Source organism: Borrelia crocidurae, assembly GCF_000825665.2.
GTDB classification, from domain to species: Bacteria; Spirochaetota; Spirochaetia; order Borreliales; family Borreliaceae; genus Borrelia; species Borrelia duttonii.
In genome coordinates, this window is sequence record NZ_LN609267.1 from 518,725 (window position 1) to 537,476 (window position 18,752).

Below are 18,752 nucleotides of genomic sequence, written 5' to 3' on the forward strand. Positions count from 1 at the left end.
TTGACTTTGATTGGTTCTAAAATTCAAAATTATAGCAGTGTTCTTATTGTTGGCAGACCAAATGTTGGCAAGTCTACTTTGTTTAATAAACTTTTAAGTTCAAATAGAAGTATTACGAATGAAGTTTATGGAGTTACTAGAGATTTAGTAAGAGAAATCTGTAAAATAAATTCTTATAAGTTTTATTTGATTGATGCTGGTGGATTTACCCTTTTAAAGGATGAACTTAGTCAGGTTGTGGTTAATAAAGTTATAGGATTGCTTGATAGTGTGGATTTAATTTTACTTGTTTTAGATGTGAATGAGATATTGTTAGAAGATTATGAACTTATTGATAGATTGAGGAAATATAGTGATAAAGTAGTTTTAATATTAAATAAAGTGGATAGTAGTCATAAGGAAGTTTTAGCTTATGAATTTCAAAAATTGGGTTTTAAGAAGAGTTTTTTAGTTAGTGCAACTCATGGAAAGGGAATTAATGATTTAAGGATTTTTTTAAGAGATTCAGTAGGTAAATTATCAGATGATGAGCATATTGATGTTAAAATTGGTATTATAGGTAAGCCAAATTCAGGAAAGTCTACTCTTGTTAATTTTTTGTCAGGAGATGAAGTTTCTATTGTGTCTTCTATGGCTGGTACCACAAGAGATTTTATTAAAGCAAAATTTCAGAGGAATTCTAAGACATTTGAGCTTATTGACACGGCTGGAATAAGAAGACGTGCAAGAATAAATGAAATTATTGAACATTATTCTGTAAGTAGGGCTTTAAGAGTAATTGATATGGTGGATGTTGTCTTTTTATTAGTTGATGTTAATGAAGATTTAACATCTCAAGATAAAAAAATTGCTCATTATGCAGCTAAGCGGGGTAAAGGAATTATTATTGTATTTACCAAATGGGATCTTGTAAAATATAGAAGCGGTTATTTTGAGGCTGTAAAGAATCGTGTTAAATTTTTCTTTCCAGTTTTAAATTTTTCCCCTATATTAAAAATATCTGTTCATAATAGAATGGGGTTAGATAATCTGTTTAAGGAGACAATTAAATTAAAAGAGCAACTTGATCTTAAAATAAATACTTCTGATTTAAATAAGATGTTAAATTTGTGGGTTAAGGATTATCATTTGAATTCTTCATATAAAGTTAAATATATAACTCAGATTAGTGTTAATCCTATTAAGTTTATTTTATTTGCAAATAAGATAACCAATTTTCCGAATTCTTATTATAATTATTTAGTAAATAATATTCGTAAAATTGGTTACTATAATGTTCCAATTTTAATAGAACTTAGAGAGAAAACAAGAGAATTAAAGTGAGATATATATTTTTATTTTTAATGATTGGGAATTTAGGTCTTTTTGCATTTGAAAATTTTTTCTATGATTTTAGTGTTAGATCAAGTTATTCAAACTACTTTAGTTCAAGTAATGATGCTATTAAGATAGAGACAACGAAATATTATATTTTAGATAATTATTATATTGAAGTGTCAAATTCAATAGTGGGAGATTATGTTTATTATTCTTTTTTTAATCGAAAAAATGGCGTATCTTATATTTTTCCAGGTTCTTATGTAATTAAAGTTGGAAAACATGGCATTGAACAAGTGAAAATATTTTTTCTAAATAGATCAGATACTTTTATTAGAATAAAAGCAGGTGATGTGCATTCCAATGCTGATTTTTATTTAATTAATACTTTGATTCATAAAGATATTAAATTGCCTTTTAAAATTAGTGATATTGCTACTGGTTCTTTTATAGAAGTAGTTAGATATATTGATAATTTTATTGATTTTGAGCTTTTTAATCCTAAATATCTTGAAGTTTATGATAATGTTTCTAATATGGTTGATAATCTGAAGTCATTTTTAAAAATTTCTCCTTTAATGTTTGAAGTACATGATGGGGCGATGAATGAGTTTGGAGAGATGGTATATATTAAAACGGGAGAACCTCAAAGAGAGCCTATAGGGTTTAATTGTTCTGGATTTAGTAAGTGGGTTGCAGATTCAATTTATAAGGTAAAAACAGAAAAACTGTTGAAAATAAAGGATCTGAAAGTGAGGCATATTGGGGTTAGAGGTAATGGTTTTACAAAATATCATGAATTTAGTAGGGATCCTTTTTTTGGGCTTGATTGGACGCGTAATATTGCATATAAGCTTCATAATGTTAATGTTAATTTGGATTTATCTAAGATTAAGGAGTTTGATGTAAATAATATTGGGTTTTTAAAATATATTGAAAATCGTGGATATGAGATTGATAATTTAGAGTTTATTTTATATTATTTAGCTGTAAAAGATCCCGGTCATATATATTTAGGATCTCTTAACACGACAATTGATGGATTTCCAGGCAAGATTTTTCATAAACATATTGTGGTGTTGTTTCCTTTTATTGATCAAAATTCTATTTTTAGAGTATCTTTAATGGAAATTAATGATGAAACTTCAATTAAGTCATTGAAGGATAGATATCCAAATTCGTATATTCATTTAGTTAAAGTTAAAGTTCCTAAGCATATATCTGTAGTTTCAATACCAAGAAGGATCAAGAATTAAATATTATGATAAAAGCTGTAGTATTTGATCTTGATGGGACTCTTTATCCTGAGATAAGTATTAATTTAATAATGTTTCCTGAATTTTTAAAGAATATTAGATTTTTTTTGGCTTTTAAGAAGGTAAGAAAAGAAATAAGAATTTTACAGAGAGGGAAAAATGTTCCTTCAAGTAGAGATGAATTGGTGTCTAGACAAGTTAATATGCTTGCTAGCTGTTTAGGTTTTAATGAAAATAAATGTAAATTTTTATTGAATAAAATATATTATGGTACATCTTTTAGTGATAAATTTAGGAAGATTAAACCATATTCTGGTGTTCATGATTTGATTTATTCTCTTAAATCTAATGGAATAAAATTAGGAGTAATGTCAGATTTTCCGATTGCAACCCGTGTAAGTAATTTATTAAATATTGATGATAGTTTTTGGGATATTCTCTATTCATCAGAAGATACTGGTTATTTAAAACCAAATAAAGTAGCTTTTTTAAGAATTTTAGATGAGCTAGGTTTAGATAATAAGCATGTTTTATATGTTGGAAATTCTTATGAGTATGATATTTTAGGAGCTAATAGCTTGTGTATGCAAACAGCTTATCTTTCTAAGAAAAAATTACTTAAAGATATGAAGTGTGATTTTATTTTTAGTGATTATAAAGACTTGCAAAGATATATACTTTTAAATATATAAGTATGGGTAAAAGATTTTATGATAGATTTTGTAACCATTTTGGTTAATCTTTTAACGGTTTTTTTAATTTTATTTATTTATAGGCAGTATGATAGACGTTCAAGAGCTTTAGATAAGATTAAAAAATTTGTTGATCTTGCTAAAGATAATCTTGAAGATTTTATTGATGAGAAGACAAAAGAGATCAATAATCTTGCTGTTGATATGGAAGCATATCAACGTTCTAGTATAGAAATTATAAAAAAGATAGATGAAGTTCAACAAAAGATTAAAAATAAGAGTGATGATTTTGCAGAAGTTGAAAAAAAAATTGCTTACCATGATTCTATGCTTAAAGATTTAGATGATATGGCTCTTAAAGTGCAGGATAATATACAACGACTTCAAGTAGATGGCAAAGTAGTAGATAAACTTGCAAAGACTTTAAAAAATTTTAATACTCAGATTGATTCTGTTGATTCTAAATTAAATACTATTTTTGAAAAATTTGCTAAAACAAATAAGGAAAATCTTGAATCTATCAAGATTGAGAGTTGGGAAAAATTTGATAATACTATTAGAGATTTTAGTGTTAGAATGGATAATCTTGATAAAAATCTTATGTCTTATCAAGAGTCTTTATTAATGGTTGAGGAAAAAAAGAGAGACCTTTTGGATAAAGGTAATGAAAAACTTGAAAATGAGTTTAAGGACTTTTTGCTTAAAATTGAATCTAATATAGATAATTATAATAGAGGAATGGAAAAATCTTTTGATATTTACGATTCTAAGTATAAATCTATTGAAAATTCTCTTGATCTTATTGTAGAGCAGGCTAAAATTAAAATTAATGATAAGGAAGATTTTATTTTAACTAAGTTAAATGAAGAGTTGCAGCGAAAGTTTAATGAAGTTTTTCTATATGTTGATGATCGTTCTAATCGGATAAAAGATGAACTTGAAGGTAAATTGGTATTAGTAGATAATGAGGTACTGTCTTTAAGTTCTGTTTTTAAGGACAATACTTATTCTAGATTGAATTCTCTTGAAGAAACTATCAGACAAGAAATGAGGCAATATGAAGAGCAATTTGCAGACATTTTAGAGCAATTTAGGGTGCAAATTGAGTCTAATGTGGGTGATATTTATAGGGAATATGATAGTAAAATAAATCAATTTGACAAAGAGATAAGAGAGAGAATAGATTATAGCTTGGAGGATGCCAATTCTAAAATAGAAAGTGTTCAGAGTGGGGTTAAGGGCTTGCTTGATGATCTTGAAGATGGTTCTAATAATATATATTTTGAATTTAAGAAAAAAGTTAAAGGGGATATTGATAGTTTTAATGAAGATGTGTTTTCAAGAATGAATAACATTGGAAATGACTTAGATTTAAAACTTTTAAATATTAATACAAATATTCAAGATGAAGTTTCCAAGTTAGATAATGTTTTATATTTAAAACTTAAAGAGCTTAATGAAAAATTTGTTAATGAATATTCAGATTTACATGAAAATTTTAATTCGAAGTATGCAATGCTTTTGGAGTCTTTAAATTTAAAAAGTAATGAATTGGAAATTCAGTTAGAGAGTAAATATAAAGGTATTGCAGATAAATTTGAGCGTAGTATTAATGATTTTACTGTTGAATGTGATGAAAGATTTAGTAATATTGCTGAAAAATCAGATTATGATTATCAAAATTTTGAAACTACTAGTAAAAGGGTAAATGAAGGTATAAATTCGCTGAATGTTTTGTTAGAGCAAAACTTTGAGACTTTAAAAAGAAATTTTGAATCTAAATTACATGGTATCAATTCTGATATTGATAATAAGGTTTTAAATTTAAAAAATCACTATGGAGAAGAGATAGGCAACTTTGTAAGGGCAATGGAAGCTAATAAATTGCAATATGAAAATTGGCAAAAAGAAGTTGAACTTAATTTAAAAGAGGTGAAATCTAATTTAAATTCAGCTAATGAAGAATTTTTAAATTTAATTGAGACTCAAAGAATTAAGGGAACAGAGCTTAGTGAGAATATTTTTAATGAACTCTCAGAACATATTCACAAAAAAGCAATGGATATGCATACTAACTGGAAAGATGAACTTATTATTTTAAATAAATCTTTGCTTGATATTAAGATTTCGAGTGAAGAATTATTATCGTCAACTTCTTCTAAAATCGACTCTTTTGAAAAAGATGTTAATGAGAGACTTGAATATGTTGTATCTAAAACAGAGACTTTTGAAGGTTCAGTATTAGATAGATATAGAGAATTAAAGGATATGTCAAGTAAGAATAGTGAAGAAGTTTTATTGGGAATTAAAGAATTTATTGATAATCAAGCCGAAATAATTCATGACAAGGTTATTATGATGCTTAATGGTTTTAATGATGACTTTTCTAATAGAGAGGAAGTGATTAAAAATAAGATAGAGGAACTTAATTATAGTCTTAAGGACTTTAAGATTGAATGTGAAGACGTTTTAAACAATTTAAGATCAGATCTTGATGAATTTATTGAAACAAGAGTTCAAAAGATTGCTGCAATTAAGATGGATAATCAAAAACAAATAGATGATTTTTTAACTCAAATCTCAGAGGATATCTTGAGTAAAAAAGATATGCTTGATAATGAAATAGATGGCAAACTTAATACTTGGCAAGATAAATTGAGTGAGATATCAGTTAATATTGAAAATGTGCTCTCTTCAGGAAAGATGGATATAAATTCTATTGATTCAGAAATGGCATTAAAAATGAATGATCTAAAGACTACTTTTGAGGGACTTGAGAGTTATTATCTTGAAAAAATAGATGAATTTAGAAATCAAGGAAATGTGTATGCAGATGAGCTTTTACAAAATATTATGAGTCATTTTGATACGGATACTAAAGAACTTGAAGAGAGTTTGTCTAAAAAATTTGCTATTGTTTTAGATAAATCAGAAGAGTTTGTTAAGGAAGTTGATAGTTTGCTTAAGGACAAAAGAACAGACATTGCTTCATTCCAAGCAAATATTGATATTACTATTGATTCTCTTAATTCAAGATTTAATGATCTAAATAGAGAGATTAATGAAAAATATAGTAAAGTCATATTTGATTCTAGAGAGTATTCAGAGACTCTTGCTAATAAATTGGAAAATGAAATAGGATATGAAATAGAAAATGTAAATAGGAGGTTAACAGATAAAATAGATGTTCTTAGTAAAAATATGGATGAAAATATAGAAAAATTTAAAGAATCTTTTGATATATCTAGATATCAAGTTGAAAACTTTGAAATTAGAATTAAGGATATAGTAGAAAAAGAAGAGGTAAGGATTGGTGAATTTCTTAGAGAAATTGAATATCAATATAAAATGAGACGTGAAGAGGCAATTGATTATAGAAAAGTCATGGATAATGATGTTATTCAATTAAAAGAAAGGTTTATAGGAGTGATAAATGAGCTTAAGAATAATATTGAGGATAAGTCTGAATTTTTAAATGAGCTTTATAAAGAGAGATTTAAAATTGTTGAGAATAATTTTGATGAGAGATATTCAACGTTTTTTGTTGAGAGTGAAGGGGCTATTTCAAGAATTAGAGATGAGATATATAAGATCCTTACAGATAATGATGATCGTTTAAGAGCAAAAATTGCTGAAATGGATCGTAATTTTGAAATAGTAGATGCAAGATCAAAAGAAATTTTAGAGTTTGAAGAGGGTTTAAGAAAAAAAATAGAAGAGAATAATAATAGCATTTATGAGCAATTTGATATTGTGAAATTTGATATTGAAAAAGAAATGAAAATTCAATTTGATGCATATATGATGAAGGTTACCTCTGCAATTAATGATGAAATTGAAAAGTATGAGTATGGAATTAATAAAAAAATAGATGTTCTTAAATCTATTGAAAATAACTGTGAAATTATAGAAAAAAATTTAAAAGAAAAAATGGAGAAATATAATAATGATTGCGACAAAGTTTTTGATTTGAAGTATGCTGAACTTGAAGACAAATATAATGAGAAACATTCACTTATAGAGAGGAAGATAGATGATAAGACTAATGTGGTTGAGGAGTTAATATCAAATAAATATGCTGAACTTGAAGACAAATATAATGAGAAACATTTACTTATAGAGAGGAAGATAGATGATAAGACTAATGTGGTTGAGGAGTTAATATCAAATAAATATGCTGAACTTGAAGACAAATATAATGAGAAACATTTACTTATAGAGAAGAAGATAGATGATAAGACTAATGTAGTTGAAGAGTTAATATCAAATAAATATGTTGAGATTGATAATAAATATTCAAGTATGCATTTTGATATAGAAAGTAAATTAAATACGTTTATTTCTGAGTTAAATTTAAAACTTGCAAATTCAAGTGAAAAAATGGATAGAGATATTAAGGAACAGTTAGATAATCTTACTAAACTTAAATTGAATTTAAGTAATATTGAAGGGGATGTGTTAAAACTTAAAGAAGATTCATATCATAATGTTTCATCTCACCTTAAACTTCTGGAGGAAGATTTTTTTAGAGACTTAAAGGAGAGAGGTGATAACTTAAGAAGTTCTTTAGAGAATTTTGTGACGTCTTCAGATCAAAGGATTGAAAATTTGGAAAGGGAAATAATTAAAAACCTGGAAGATAAAGAAAATCTTATAAAGGATTTTAGAAGAGAAATTGAACAAAAATTTATTTTGAATAAGGAAAATTTTTATTTAGAATTTAGTAAAGAGTTTGATGTTAAAAAAAGAGATATAGAGAGTAAAATAGTTTTGATGGAAACCAATTTTACAAATAGGGTAGATGAATTTATTGGACTTATAGATAATCGTCAAAGTAATGTTGATTCTTGGTTTGTAAAAGTTAAGGATGATATGTTAAATTGGCAAAAGAATGCTTATAAAGAATTTGAAGAGAGATCAGGTATTACAAAAGAAAGTTTAAATCAGATTAAGAATGATATTGATATTATTGAGAATGATTTAGCAATTGTTAAAAGTAATGTAACTCAACAAACTAAAGAAACCTTTGAAAATTTGCATACCGATATTAAGGATTTTGAAGATCGAACTTATTTTAATTTAAAAAATATTTCAAATGAGGTTCAAGGTAAAGTTTCAAATATTGAAAATACCATGAATTTTAAGATTAGTTCTATCAATGAAAAGATAAATTTGAGTACTGAAGAGCTTGCAACACAAATTGAAATTAAATTTTTAAGTCAACAAAAAGATCTTGAAGATAAAATTTTTGAGATTAATGAAAAATTGAAATATGAGTACGATTTAGTAACTTCTAAAATTGAGAGAGAAAAACAAAGTGTTGTGGATAATTTTTTGAATGGTAAAGATAACTTTGAATCTCAAATTAAATTGATACAGAATGATGTTTCAAAGCTTTCTGAGCAAGTGAATACGTATAGATCTGACATTGAGGGTACTATTAAAGAGAGTTATGATTCTTTTTCTAGTATTATGAAAAAAGAATATAGTGCTTTTGAAAATGAAATTAAGGATAATTTAAACTATTCAGAAGAAGAAATAAGAACTTTGAAAAATAATTTGCAGATTCAAGTTAGTAATATAGAAATTGAATTTAAGAATAGATATAATTTGATAACTAAAAGTGTTGATGAAAATATATCAGAACTTAAACTTAAAGCTCTAAACTATGATAATGAATTTAATAATTTTGTAAGTGAAACCAAGAATAATTTAATTGCATATAAAACTAATTTGATGAAAGAACTTGATGGTCGTTACAATGTTATTAATACTAAGATTGAAAATTTTGAAAGACTTGAAGCAGAGCTTGAAAAAAATTATGAATTAATTAAGGAAGTCTATCATTTTAAGAATAAATTAGAAGATTTACGAAAAACTTTAATAGATGAAATAGATCTTGTAAAAAAATATAAGGGTGATTTTGAAAGTGTTACTAGAGAAATTGAAGATGTTAAAATTAGAACATCAGATATTATTGAAGTATTTAATGATTTAAAGACGCATCAAATGGATATTAAAGGAATTAAAAAGGATTTTGTTGAATTTCTTGATTTTTATTCTTCTTTTAAAGAAAGGTATAAAAAATTTACAGAATCTTATGATGAGATTCAGATTTATAAAACTAAACTGAAGGAAATAAAGGACGATCAAAATACTATTCTTGATAATTATGATAGGATTGGTAATAAGGATACTATATTAAAGTCTACGCTAGAATCTGTTGATAGAAATTTTGATTTAATAAGTGAAATAGAAAGCAAAATGAATGTGTTATTTAAAGAAAGTTCTGGACTTACACATAATATTGGAGAATTAAAAGACGTTGTATCAGAATTATTAGCCAATAAAGATTTATCACAGGAAGCGTTAAATAATGTGCAAAATCTTAAAGAGATGTTGTTGGAGATTGAGGATAAATTAGGATACATTCAAAATGTAAGAGAAAAAGTTGCAAAATCTGAAACTAGATTAGAAAATTTAAATGTTGCTGCTGAAGAGAGAATTAAGACTCTTGGTATTCTTGTTAAAACAGAATCTAAGTATAAAGATAATATTGGTCTTAATAATGCAACAGTTAGGGATTCTGTTATTAAACTTATGCGACAGGGATGGAGTGCATTAGAAATTTCAAGAGCTACTAAATTATCTGTTGGAGAAGTTGAGCTTATTTTAGAACTTGGGATTGTTAGCAAAAGTGATGATTAAGGAATAGTTTGTGGGGAATATATTTGATATAGCTAAAACATTGCATCCTCTTGAAGTGAGAGTGATTTTGAATTATAAAGAGGAAGATTCGGTTTTTGCATTGAGACTTTCTAAGGATTTAAATTATAATGAAGGGCAGTCAAATAAAGTGGTTGAATGGCTCTTGTCTAAAGGCATACTTAAGGAAACTTTTAGAAAACTTAATGTTTTTTATCGTTTAACTGAGAAAGGTGTTGATGCTTTCAATAATGGTTTGCTCGAAGAGAGAATAGTTACTCTTGTATCTCAAAAAATGGTTTTGGTTTCCAATTTGGCATCAGAGTTAAAAATTGATTTTAGGGATGTGGGTAAGGCATTTGGTAATTTATCTAGAGAGGGTGTTTTATCTTTAGGATCAAATAAAGAAATTATTATTAAAAATTTAGAGTGTGCTAGTTATAAAATGGTTAAGATATTGCTTGAGAGAGCTAGAGATCAAGATTTATTGGAAGATGCTTTATCGCAGGATGAATTATTAATTATTTCCAATTACTCAAAAAAGAAAGGCGCTAGTGACGTGCTCTTTAAAATCATAGAAAAATTGGACTTAAGATTTGAATTTACTAAGTTTGGATTAGAAATAAAATCTTATCTTGAAAAAAATGATTTAACAGGTAATGAAATTGTAAAATTAACACCTGAAATGCTCAAAAATAAGTCTTATGAGAATAAAAATTTTCGGGCTTATAACATTCATGTGTCATCAAATAAAACTTTTATTGGACGTGCAAATCCTTATTCAGAGTATATATCTAAAGTTAAGGATAAGCTTGTAAGTCTTGGTTTTGAAGAGTTTGATGGTCCTTTGGTTGAGAGTGAATTTTTTAATAATGATGCTCTTTTTATGCCACAATTTCATCCTGCACGTGATATAAGAGATGTTTATTATATTAAGGAACCAAATTCGTTAAAGTCTTTGCCTGAGCCTTATTTTTCTAATGTGAAATCTGTTCATGAAAATGGGTATATTGCAGGCTCAAGAGGTTGGAAATATAATTTTAGTGAGAGTATTTCAAAAAGATTAGTTTTAAGAACACAAGGTACAGTTCTCTCGGCAAAACAATTAATTAATGCAAAAAATCCTGGTAAATATTTTGGAATTGTTAGATGTTTTAGGTATGATCAAGTTGATGCTACTCATGGAGCTGATTTTTATCAAACAGAAGGAATTGTTATTGGAGATGTTAATATTAAAACTTTACTAGGTCTTCTTGAAATTTTTGCTAAGGAGTTGGCTGGAGCTGCTGATTTTAAATATGTTCCTGCGTATTTTCCATTTACAGAACCTTCAATTGAAGTTCATGTTAAGCATCCTATTCTTGGTTGGTTTGAACTGGGTGGAAGTGGTATTTTTAGACCAGAGGTTACAAAACCTTTTGGAATTGATGTTCCTGTTATTGCTTGGGGTATTGGAATTGATAGAATGGCGTTGATGCATTTAGGATTAAGTGATTTAAGGGAACTTTTTACTCATAGTATTGGTGATGTTGCGTTAAGGCGAGGAAAGAGCAATGCCTAAGGTTGAAATTTATAAAAGTATTTTATTAGAAAAAATAGGAAAAGATTTGACGAATTATGAGCTTGAATCTATTATTGAGACTGCTAAAGCTGAGATTTGTGAAATTGATATAGTTAATGATAAGGTCAAAATTGAATTTAATGATACAAATAGACCTGATTTGTGGTCTTCTGCAGGACTTGCACGTCATATTAAGACATATCTTTATGGTAACTTACCTTCATTTGATTTTTTTTCAATGACAGATAATTTGCAAAAATTTTATGGTGAAATTTTTGTCAGTCCTGAAGTGTTTGGGATTAGACCTTTTGTTTTTGGATTTTTAGCAAAAGGTATGATTTGTGATGAGCGTATGCTTGAGAGTTTAATTCAGTTACAAGAAAAGCTTTCTCATAATTATGGGCAAAAACGAAAAAGAGTTGCAATGGGAATTTATTCATCAAATTTGATTCATTTTCCTATAAATTATGTTACATGTAGTTCTGATTATAAGTTTATTCCTTTAGGCATGGATATTGAGATGTCCATTAAAGAAATAAATGAAAAACATCCAAAAGGAATAGAATATTCGTCAATTTTTGAAAATGTTGATCAATATTCTTTATTGTTAGATTATAAGAACAATGTACTCTCTTATCCTCCTATAATTAATTCACGTGATATTGGAACTTTAAAAGTAGGTGATACTAATTTATTTATTGAGGTTACAGGAACTGATCTTGAAGCTATTTTGTTGTCTTTATCAATTGTTGCTTGTGATTTGTATGATATGGGTTTTAAAATTTTGCCAGTAAAGACTGTTTTTCCTAGAGAAACTTTATTTGGGAAGGAGATAATTTGTCCTTATTATTTTCAAAATAGTTTAAAGATTAATGTTGATAGTGTTAATAAACTACTAGGAAGTAATTTTACGGCAAATGATATGTGCCTTGATTTGAAAAAATTAGGAATTTCAGCTTATTTTGAAGAATCAGATAAATTTTATATTATGCCTCCTGTTTATAGGAATGATTTTCTGCATGAAGTAGATGTTATCGAAGAGGTAATGATAGGAAAAGGACTAGATAATTTTAAGTCAGAGCTTCCTAAAGATTTTACTATAGGAAAATTAAGTCCAATAGAAAAATTTTCAAGAAGTGTTAGAAATTTGATGATAGGAATGGGATTTCAGGAGATGATTTATAATTATCTGGGTTCTAAGGTAGATTTTATTGAAAAGATGAATATTAAAGGTTCTGAACTTTTAAGTGTTTCTAATCCAATGACTGAAAGTTATGAGTATATTAGAGGTTCAATAATACCTGATTTGCTTAAATCTGAGAGCATTAGTTCAAATTTTCCTTATCCCCATAAGATTTTTGAGATTGGTAAGGTAGCTTTAAAGGATTTAGCTAGTGATGAGGGTACTGTTACTTATGATAATTTGGCTTTTTTAATGGCTGATAAGGAATTTTCATTTAATGAAATTAATTCTTTAGTTTCATCTCTTTTTTATTATTTGAATATTGGATTTAAAGTAAAAGAATCAAGTAAAAATCTTTATATAGATGGCAGAGGAGCTGATATTTTAGTAAATGATATTGTTTTAGGCAGTTTTGGAGAAGTGTCACCTTACATATTAAACAATTTTGGAATTATGGTCCCATGTTGTGTCTTAGAGATTAATATTAATGGTCTTTTAAATTAGTGTCAGCATATTTTGATGTGGTTGGATTAGTTAGTATATTGAAGAATTTTTTTTATATCGTTTAAAGTTAAATTGAGTTAAGAGGTTTTATGTTAAATTTTGAGGTATTAGACATAAAGAAATGTAATAGAGAGATTATAAAAACGGAGGTAGATTTTGTTGAAGATGTGATTATTGTTGGATCAGGCCCTGCAGGACTTACTGCTGGAATTTATACTGTTATGAGTGGATATAAGACAAGTATTTTGGAAGGACCTGAACCTGGAGGACAGCTTACAACAACCACAGAAGTTTATAATTATCCGGGATTTAAAAATGGTATAAATGGAAGAGAGTTGATGTTAAATATGAAGGAGCAAGCTATCAATTTAGGTGCTACTACTTATTTTGAAACTGTGAGATCTATAAAAAAAAGAGGTGATATTTTTTGTCTCTATACGGATAATTATATCTATAAGAGCAAATCTATTGTTATTGCAGCAGGCTCTATACCTAAAAAATTAGATACTCTTAAGAATTTAGATTTATTTTGGAATAGAGGTATTTCTGTTTGTGCGATTTGTGATGGTCATTTATTTAAGGGGAAAACTGTTGTTGTAATTGGTGGGGGTAATACGGCGATTTCAGAGGCTATTTATTTAAGTAAACTGGCAGAAAAGGTGTATGTTATTGTAAGAAAGAATTATATGAAAGCTATTGATATGTTACAAAAAAGTATTAAAACATTATCTAATGTTAATATTTTATATAACTGTGAGGCTAGAGAGGTTAGTGGGGAGAATATTGTTTCCAAAATTCATATTATGGATAATAAGCATAATTCTGCTTTTGAATTAAATGTAGATGGAATATTTATAGCTATTGGTTATAAACCAAATACAGAGTTTGTAAAAGGATTTTTGGAATTAGATGATGATGGATATATTTCTACTCAAAATATTGTGAAAACTAGTGTTAATGGAGTATTTTCATGCGGTGATGTTAGCAATAAGCTTTATGCACAAGCCATTACGGCTGCTGCTGAAGGGTTTCTGGCTTCTGTGGAAGTTAGAAATTTTTTGGGATAAGTGAGTTTATTTAATTGTATAGAATGAATTAAAGCAAGTTGAGTTGCCTTTTTATTTCAAATATTAAAATTCCTGTTGAGACTGATACATTAAGAGAATCTATTTTTCCCTTAGTTGGTATTTTAATTAAAAAATCAGAATTATTTTTTAGTAGGTTATGTATTCCTTTGCCTTCATTGCCCATAATCAATGCAATTTTGTTGTCAGTTATTTTAGTATTATTTATTGCTTGTCCTTTTATATCACTGGCATATATCCAAAATCCCTGTTTTTTTAAATATCTAATTGCATTGTTTATATTTGGAACTGTTAATTTGTTTACATATTGACTTGCTCCAGAGCTTGTGCGTAAGACAGTTTCATTGTCTTTTACGCTTTTTCTCTGGTTAGTAATTATAAGATCAATATTGAATTGTTCTGCTGTTCTAAGAATTGCTCCAAAATTTTGAGGATCTTCTATACTATCAAGTATTAAAATAAGTATATTATTTTTATGTTGAAATTCTTTTAAGTATTCTTCTAAGTTTTTATTTTTATTGATTGTATTATGATCTTTTAGATTTTGTAATTTTAATGCAAAACCCCTATGATTGTTATTGCCAAGTATTTTTGTAAGATCATTTATTTTGATAATCTTAATGTTATGTTGTCTTGCTAATTGTTCAATACTTATGGCTTTTGGACTTGTCTTTGAAATATATAGTTCAAGTCCTTTATTATTTTTGATGCTTTCAATTATTGAATTAGCGTGTGTAATATACATATTAAATTTTATTTAAGGCAACTTCATCAATGTCTTTGATTTCCTTGCTTAGAGTTTCTAGTAGTTTAATAGCATTATTATTTAGATTTTTAGGAGTTTTGACCTTAATGATTAAAATGAGATTTCCAAATTTTTCTGTATGTAATATTGGCATTCCTTCGTTTTTGACAATGATTTGTTCATCATTTTCTGTTCCTTTTGGAATTTTTATTGAAATTTTTTTATTTGCTATTGTTTGTATTTTAATTTCTTTTCCAAGTGCTGCTTGAGTAAAGCTTATTGGTAGAGTTGCGTATAGGTCTTTTCCATTTCTTTTAAAAATTTTATGAGGTTTTATTAATACTTTTATATAGAGGTCTCCATATTGTTGACTATCGGGATTTATGCTTCCTTTTGCTCTCATTTTAATTTGTTGGGAGTCATCAATTCCTGCTGGAATTTTGAGTTCAAGCGTTTCTTTATGTTTAACCCCTCCAGCTCCTTTGCATGATTTGCAAGGATTTGATATTATTTTTCCATTTCCATAACATTTTGGACATGTGGTTGTTACTCTAAAAAATCCTCCTCCTTGCATTACTCGTCCATTACCATTACACATGTTACATACCGAAGGAGATGTTCCTTTTTCAGATTTCTTACCTAAACATGATTCACATAATATGTTTCTTGATATGTTAATGTTATTTTTATATCCTAAGTAAGCATCCTCAAGAGATATTTCAATTTGATATGTTAGGTCTTGACCTCTCTCTTGATATCTATTTTTGTCTTGTCCACGTTTTCCAGTAAAAAATGAATCAAAAATATCTCCAAAATCTTCAAAAATGTCAGAAAATCCACTAAATCCACTAGAAAATCCACTAAATCCTGATGCGCCTCCTTCAAATGCTGTATGTCCAAATCGATCATATTGTGCACGCTTATTGTCATCACTTAAAACCTCATAAGCTTCTGTTGCTTCTTTAAATATGGATTCAGCTTCTTTATTATCTTTATTTTTATCAGGATGATATTTAATTGCTATTTTTCTATATGCTTTTTTTATTTCATCTTTTGAGGCTCCTTTTGAGAGCCCCAAAATTTCATAGTAATCTCTTTTCACTATTTTTTATCCTCATCAACAACTTCGTAATCAGCTTCTTTGCTTTCACTACCTGCATTGTTTTGAGCATTGTTTTGATCTGGTGAACTTGCTTGAGCATCTTTGTACATCATTTCAGCTATTTTATAAGAAGCTTGTTGTAGTTCTTCTGTTTTTGATTTAAGTAAAGATATGTCTGAACCTTCTAATGCATCTTTAAGTTCCTTTATTTTGTTTTCAATAGCTTCTTTATCTTGACTTGTTATTTTCTCTCCATATTCTTTTAAAGATTTTTCTGTTTGATAGATTAAGGAGTTAGCTATGTTTTTTGCTTCTATGCCTTCTTTTAATTTTTTATCTTCCTCAGCATGACTTTCAGCATCTTTGACCATTCTTTCAATTTCTTCTTCAGATAGTCCTGATGATGATTCAATTCTAATTTTTTGTTCTTTACCAGTTCCCATATCTTTAGCAGAAACATGAACTATTCCATTAGCATCAATATCAAAGCTAACTTCTATTTGTGGAACACCTCTTGGAGCTGCTGGTATTCCATCAAGAATAAAGTTGCCCAGTACTCTGTTTTGTGATGCCATTTCTCGTTCACCTTGTAAAACTTTGATATCTACAGAAGTTTGATTATCTGCTGCTGTTGAGAATACTTGACTTTTTTTTGTAGGAATTGTGGTGTTTCTTTCGATTAATTTTGTCATGACACCACCAAGTGTTTCAATTCCTAGTGATAGAGGTGTAACATCAAGAAGTACCATATCTTTGGCTTCTCCTGTAAGTATTCCACCTTGAATAGCAGCACCTATTGCCACAGCTTCATCAGGATTTACACCTTTATTTGGGTCTTGTCCAAATATTTCTTTTACGATTTTTTGAATAGCTGGTATTCTTGTGGAACCTCCAACAAGTATTACCTCATTAATATCAGAAGCTTTAAGCCCAGCGTCTTTAATGGCTTTTAGACATGGTTCTTTTGTTTTTTGAACCAAGTGATCTACCATTTGTTCAAATTTTGCTCTTGTAAGAGTATATTGTAAATGTTTAGGACCATTTGCATCGGCTGTGATAAATGGAAGATTTATTGATGCTTCTTGGGCACCCGAGAGTTCTATTTTTGCTTTTTCTGCTGCTTCTTTAAGTCTTTGAAGTGCCATTTTATCATTTGATAAATCAATAGCACTATCTTTTTTAAATTCAGTAATTAGATATTTAATGATTTCATCATCAAAGTTATCTCCTCCAAGATGGGTATCTCCATTTGTTGATTTAACTTCAAAAACGCCATCTCCAAGCTCAAGAATTGAGATATCAAATGTTCCACCACCTAGGTCATAAACAGCAACGATTTCTTCGTGTTTTTTTTCAATTCCATAAGCAAGAGCTGCAGCTGTTGGTTCATTGACAATTCTCTTAACATCAAGTCCTGCAATTTTTCCAGCATCTTTTGTTGCTTGTCTTTGTGCATCATTGAAATATGCTGGTACAGTAATTACAGCTTCAGTAACTTTTTCGCCCAAATAGGCCTCGGCTGTTTCTTTCATTTTTGTGAGAGTTGCTGCTGATATTTCTGGTGGTGACATTTGTTTTTTGATATTGGAGATATTTACACGTGCATCACCATTTTGTCCTTTTTCGACTTTATAAGGAACCATTTTGATTTCGCTTGCAACTTCTTCAAATCTTCTTCCCATAAATCTTTTTATTGAATATATGGTATTTTCAGGGTTTGTAACCATTTGGTTTTTTGCTACTTGTCCTACAAGTCGCTCACCTTTGTTTGTATAAGCTACAATTGATGGAGTAGTTCTTCCTCCTTCTGAATTTTGTATAACAACAGGTTTTCCATGTTCCATTATGGCTACACATGAATTTGTTGTTCCAAGATCAATTCCTATAATCTTTCCCATATAAGGCCTCCTTTTGTTATTTTTTGATTTCTAATTAATTTTTACTTTGTGCAACTTTAACTTTTGCAGTTCTTAATACTCGATTATTGTAGCAGTATCCTTTTTGATATACTTCTACAATTTGAGGATTTATAATTTGTTCTTTTTCTTCTATACTTATTGCTTCATGTTGACTTGGATCAAATTCATCTCCTAGTTTTCCAAATTTTTTTAGATTATATTTTTTGTCGAAGCTTGAGAGTATTTCATTTTCAATCATACTAATTCCTGATAATAGGGTATCAAAATCTTTTGACTGCTTTGATGAATCTATTGCTCTCTCTAAATTGTCAAGGAAATTAATTATATCTTTCATTATGTTTTCATTTGCAAATTTAATAAAGTTTTCTTTATCTTTTTCAAGTCTTTTTCTAAAATTTTCAAATTCTGCTTGTTTTCTTAAATATAAATCTTTTAGATTTGAAATTTCATTTTCAAGTTCAATAATCTTTTTCTCCATGTTAGGGTTATCTTCACTTTGGAATGTTTCATTTTCATTTTCTTTAATTTTTTCGGGGTCTTCACATTTTTCCTTTTCGTCCACTTTAGCCTCCTTTTATAAAGCATTTTATCTATAAAAAAAATATTTTACAAATCATATATATATAACAATGGTGTTTTTAAATTTGATTCTTCAATTTAATAGGCTAAAATTGTCAATGTTT

The 18,752-nt window shown here is 28.0% G+C and carries 11 protein-coding genes; 7 read left to right on the plus strand and 4 right to left on the minus strand.

What is annotated here, in order from left to right; all coding sequences use genetic code 11:
• The first annotated feature begins 21 nt into the window (after positions 1-21).
• The 7 genes from der to trxB all read left to right on the plus strand — a co-directional run bounded on the left by der (position 22) and on the right by trxB (position 14,285).
• The gene (der, locus tag BN1173_RS02600; protein ID WP_040236410.1) at positions 22-1,323 is read left to right on the plus strand and encodes a ribosome biogenesis GTPase Der; all 1,302 of its coding nucleotides are present in this window, start codon (positions 22-24) and stop codon (positions 1,321-1,323) included.
• Positions 1,320-2,573 (plus strand): hypothetical protein, encoded by a 1,254-nt coding sequence (locus tag BN1173_RS02605; protein ID WP_040236399.1) that lies wholly within the window; start codon positions 1,320-1,322, stop codon positions 2,571-2,573. The genes der and BN1173_RS02605 overlap by 4 nt, the downstream gene beginning before the upstream one ends.
• A gap of 5 nt (positions 2,574-2,578) precedes the next feature.
• On the plus strand, positions 2,579-3,265 hold the full coding sequence (locus tag BN1173_RS02610; RefSeq protein WP_040236400.1) for an HAD family hydrolase: 687 nt from the start codon (positions 2,579-2,581) through the stop codon (positions 3,263-3,265).
• Positions 3,266-3,283: 18 nt separating this feature from the next.
• Positions 3,284-9,973: a SpiroCoCo family coiled-coil protein gene (locus tag BN1173_RS02615; protein ID WP_040236401.1), complete on the plus strand. Its 6,690-nt coding sequence runs from the start codon at positions 3,284-3,286 to the stop codon at positions 9,971-9,973.
• A 10-nt stretch (positions 9,974-9,983) separates the two neighbouring features.
• Positions 9,984-11,531, plus strand: coding sequence for a phenylalanine--tRNA ligase subunit alpha (pheS, locus tag BN1173_RS02620; protein ID WP_040236402.1), 1,548 nt, complete (start codon positions 9,984-9,986; stop codon positions 11,529-11,531).
• Positions 11,524-13,218: a phenylalanine--tRNA ligase subunit beta gene (gene pheT / locus BN1173_RS02625; RefSeq protein WP_040236403.1), complete on the plus strand. Its 1,695-nt coding sequence runs from the start codon at positions 11,524-11,526 to the stop codon at positions 13,216-13,218. Before pheS ends, pheT begins: the two co-directional genes overlap by 8 nt.
• 89 nt (positions 13,219-13,307) lie before the next feature.
• The gene (gene trxB, locus BN1173_RS02630; protein ID WP_040236404.1) at positions 13,308-14,285 is read left to right on the plus strand and encodes a thioredoxin-disulfide reductase; all 978 of its coding nucleotides are present in this window, start codon (positions 13,308-13,310) and stop codon (positions 14,283-14,285) included.
• A 28-nt stretch (positions 14,286-14,313) separates the two neighbouring features.
• On the opposite strand, the gene rlmB is transcribed toward trxB, so the two are convergent.
• The 4 genes from rlmB to BN1173_RS02650 are packed head-to-tail and all read right to left on the minus strand — an operon-like array spanning position 14,314 to position 18,595.
• On the minus strand, positions 14,314-15,048 hold the full coding sequence (gene rlmB / locus BN1173_RS02635) for a 23S rRNA (guanosine(2251)-2'-O)-methyltransferase RlmB (RefSeq protein WP_040236406.1): 735 nt from the start codon (positions 15,046-15,048) through the stop codon (positions 14,314-14,316).
• Between the two features lies 1 nt (position 15,049).
• Entirely contained in the window at positions 15,050-16,150 is a 1,101-nt protein-coding gene (gene dnaJ / locus BN1173_RS02640) for a molecular chaperone DnaJ (protein WP_040236408.1), read from the minus strand.
• Positions 16,150-18,048, minus strand: coding sequence for a molecular chaperone DnaK (dnaK, locus tag BN1173_RS02645; RefSeq protein ID WP_025400783.1), 1,899 nt, complete (start codon positions 18,046-18,048; stop codon positions 16,150-16,152). Before dnaK ends, dnaJ begins: the two co-directional genes overlap by 1 nt.
• A 34-nt stretch (positions 18,049-18,082) precedes the next feature.
• On the minus strand, positions 18,083-18,595 hold the full coding sequence (locus tag BN1173_RS02650) for a nucleotide exchange factor GrpE (protein ID WP_425456545.1): 513 nt from the start codon (positions 18,593-18,595) through the stop codon (positions 18,083-18,085).
• Positions 18,596-18,752: the final 157 nt, after the last annotated feature.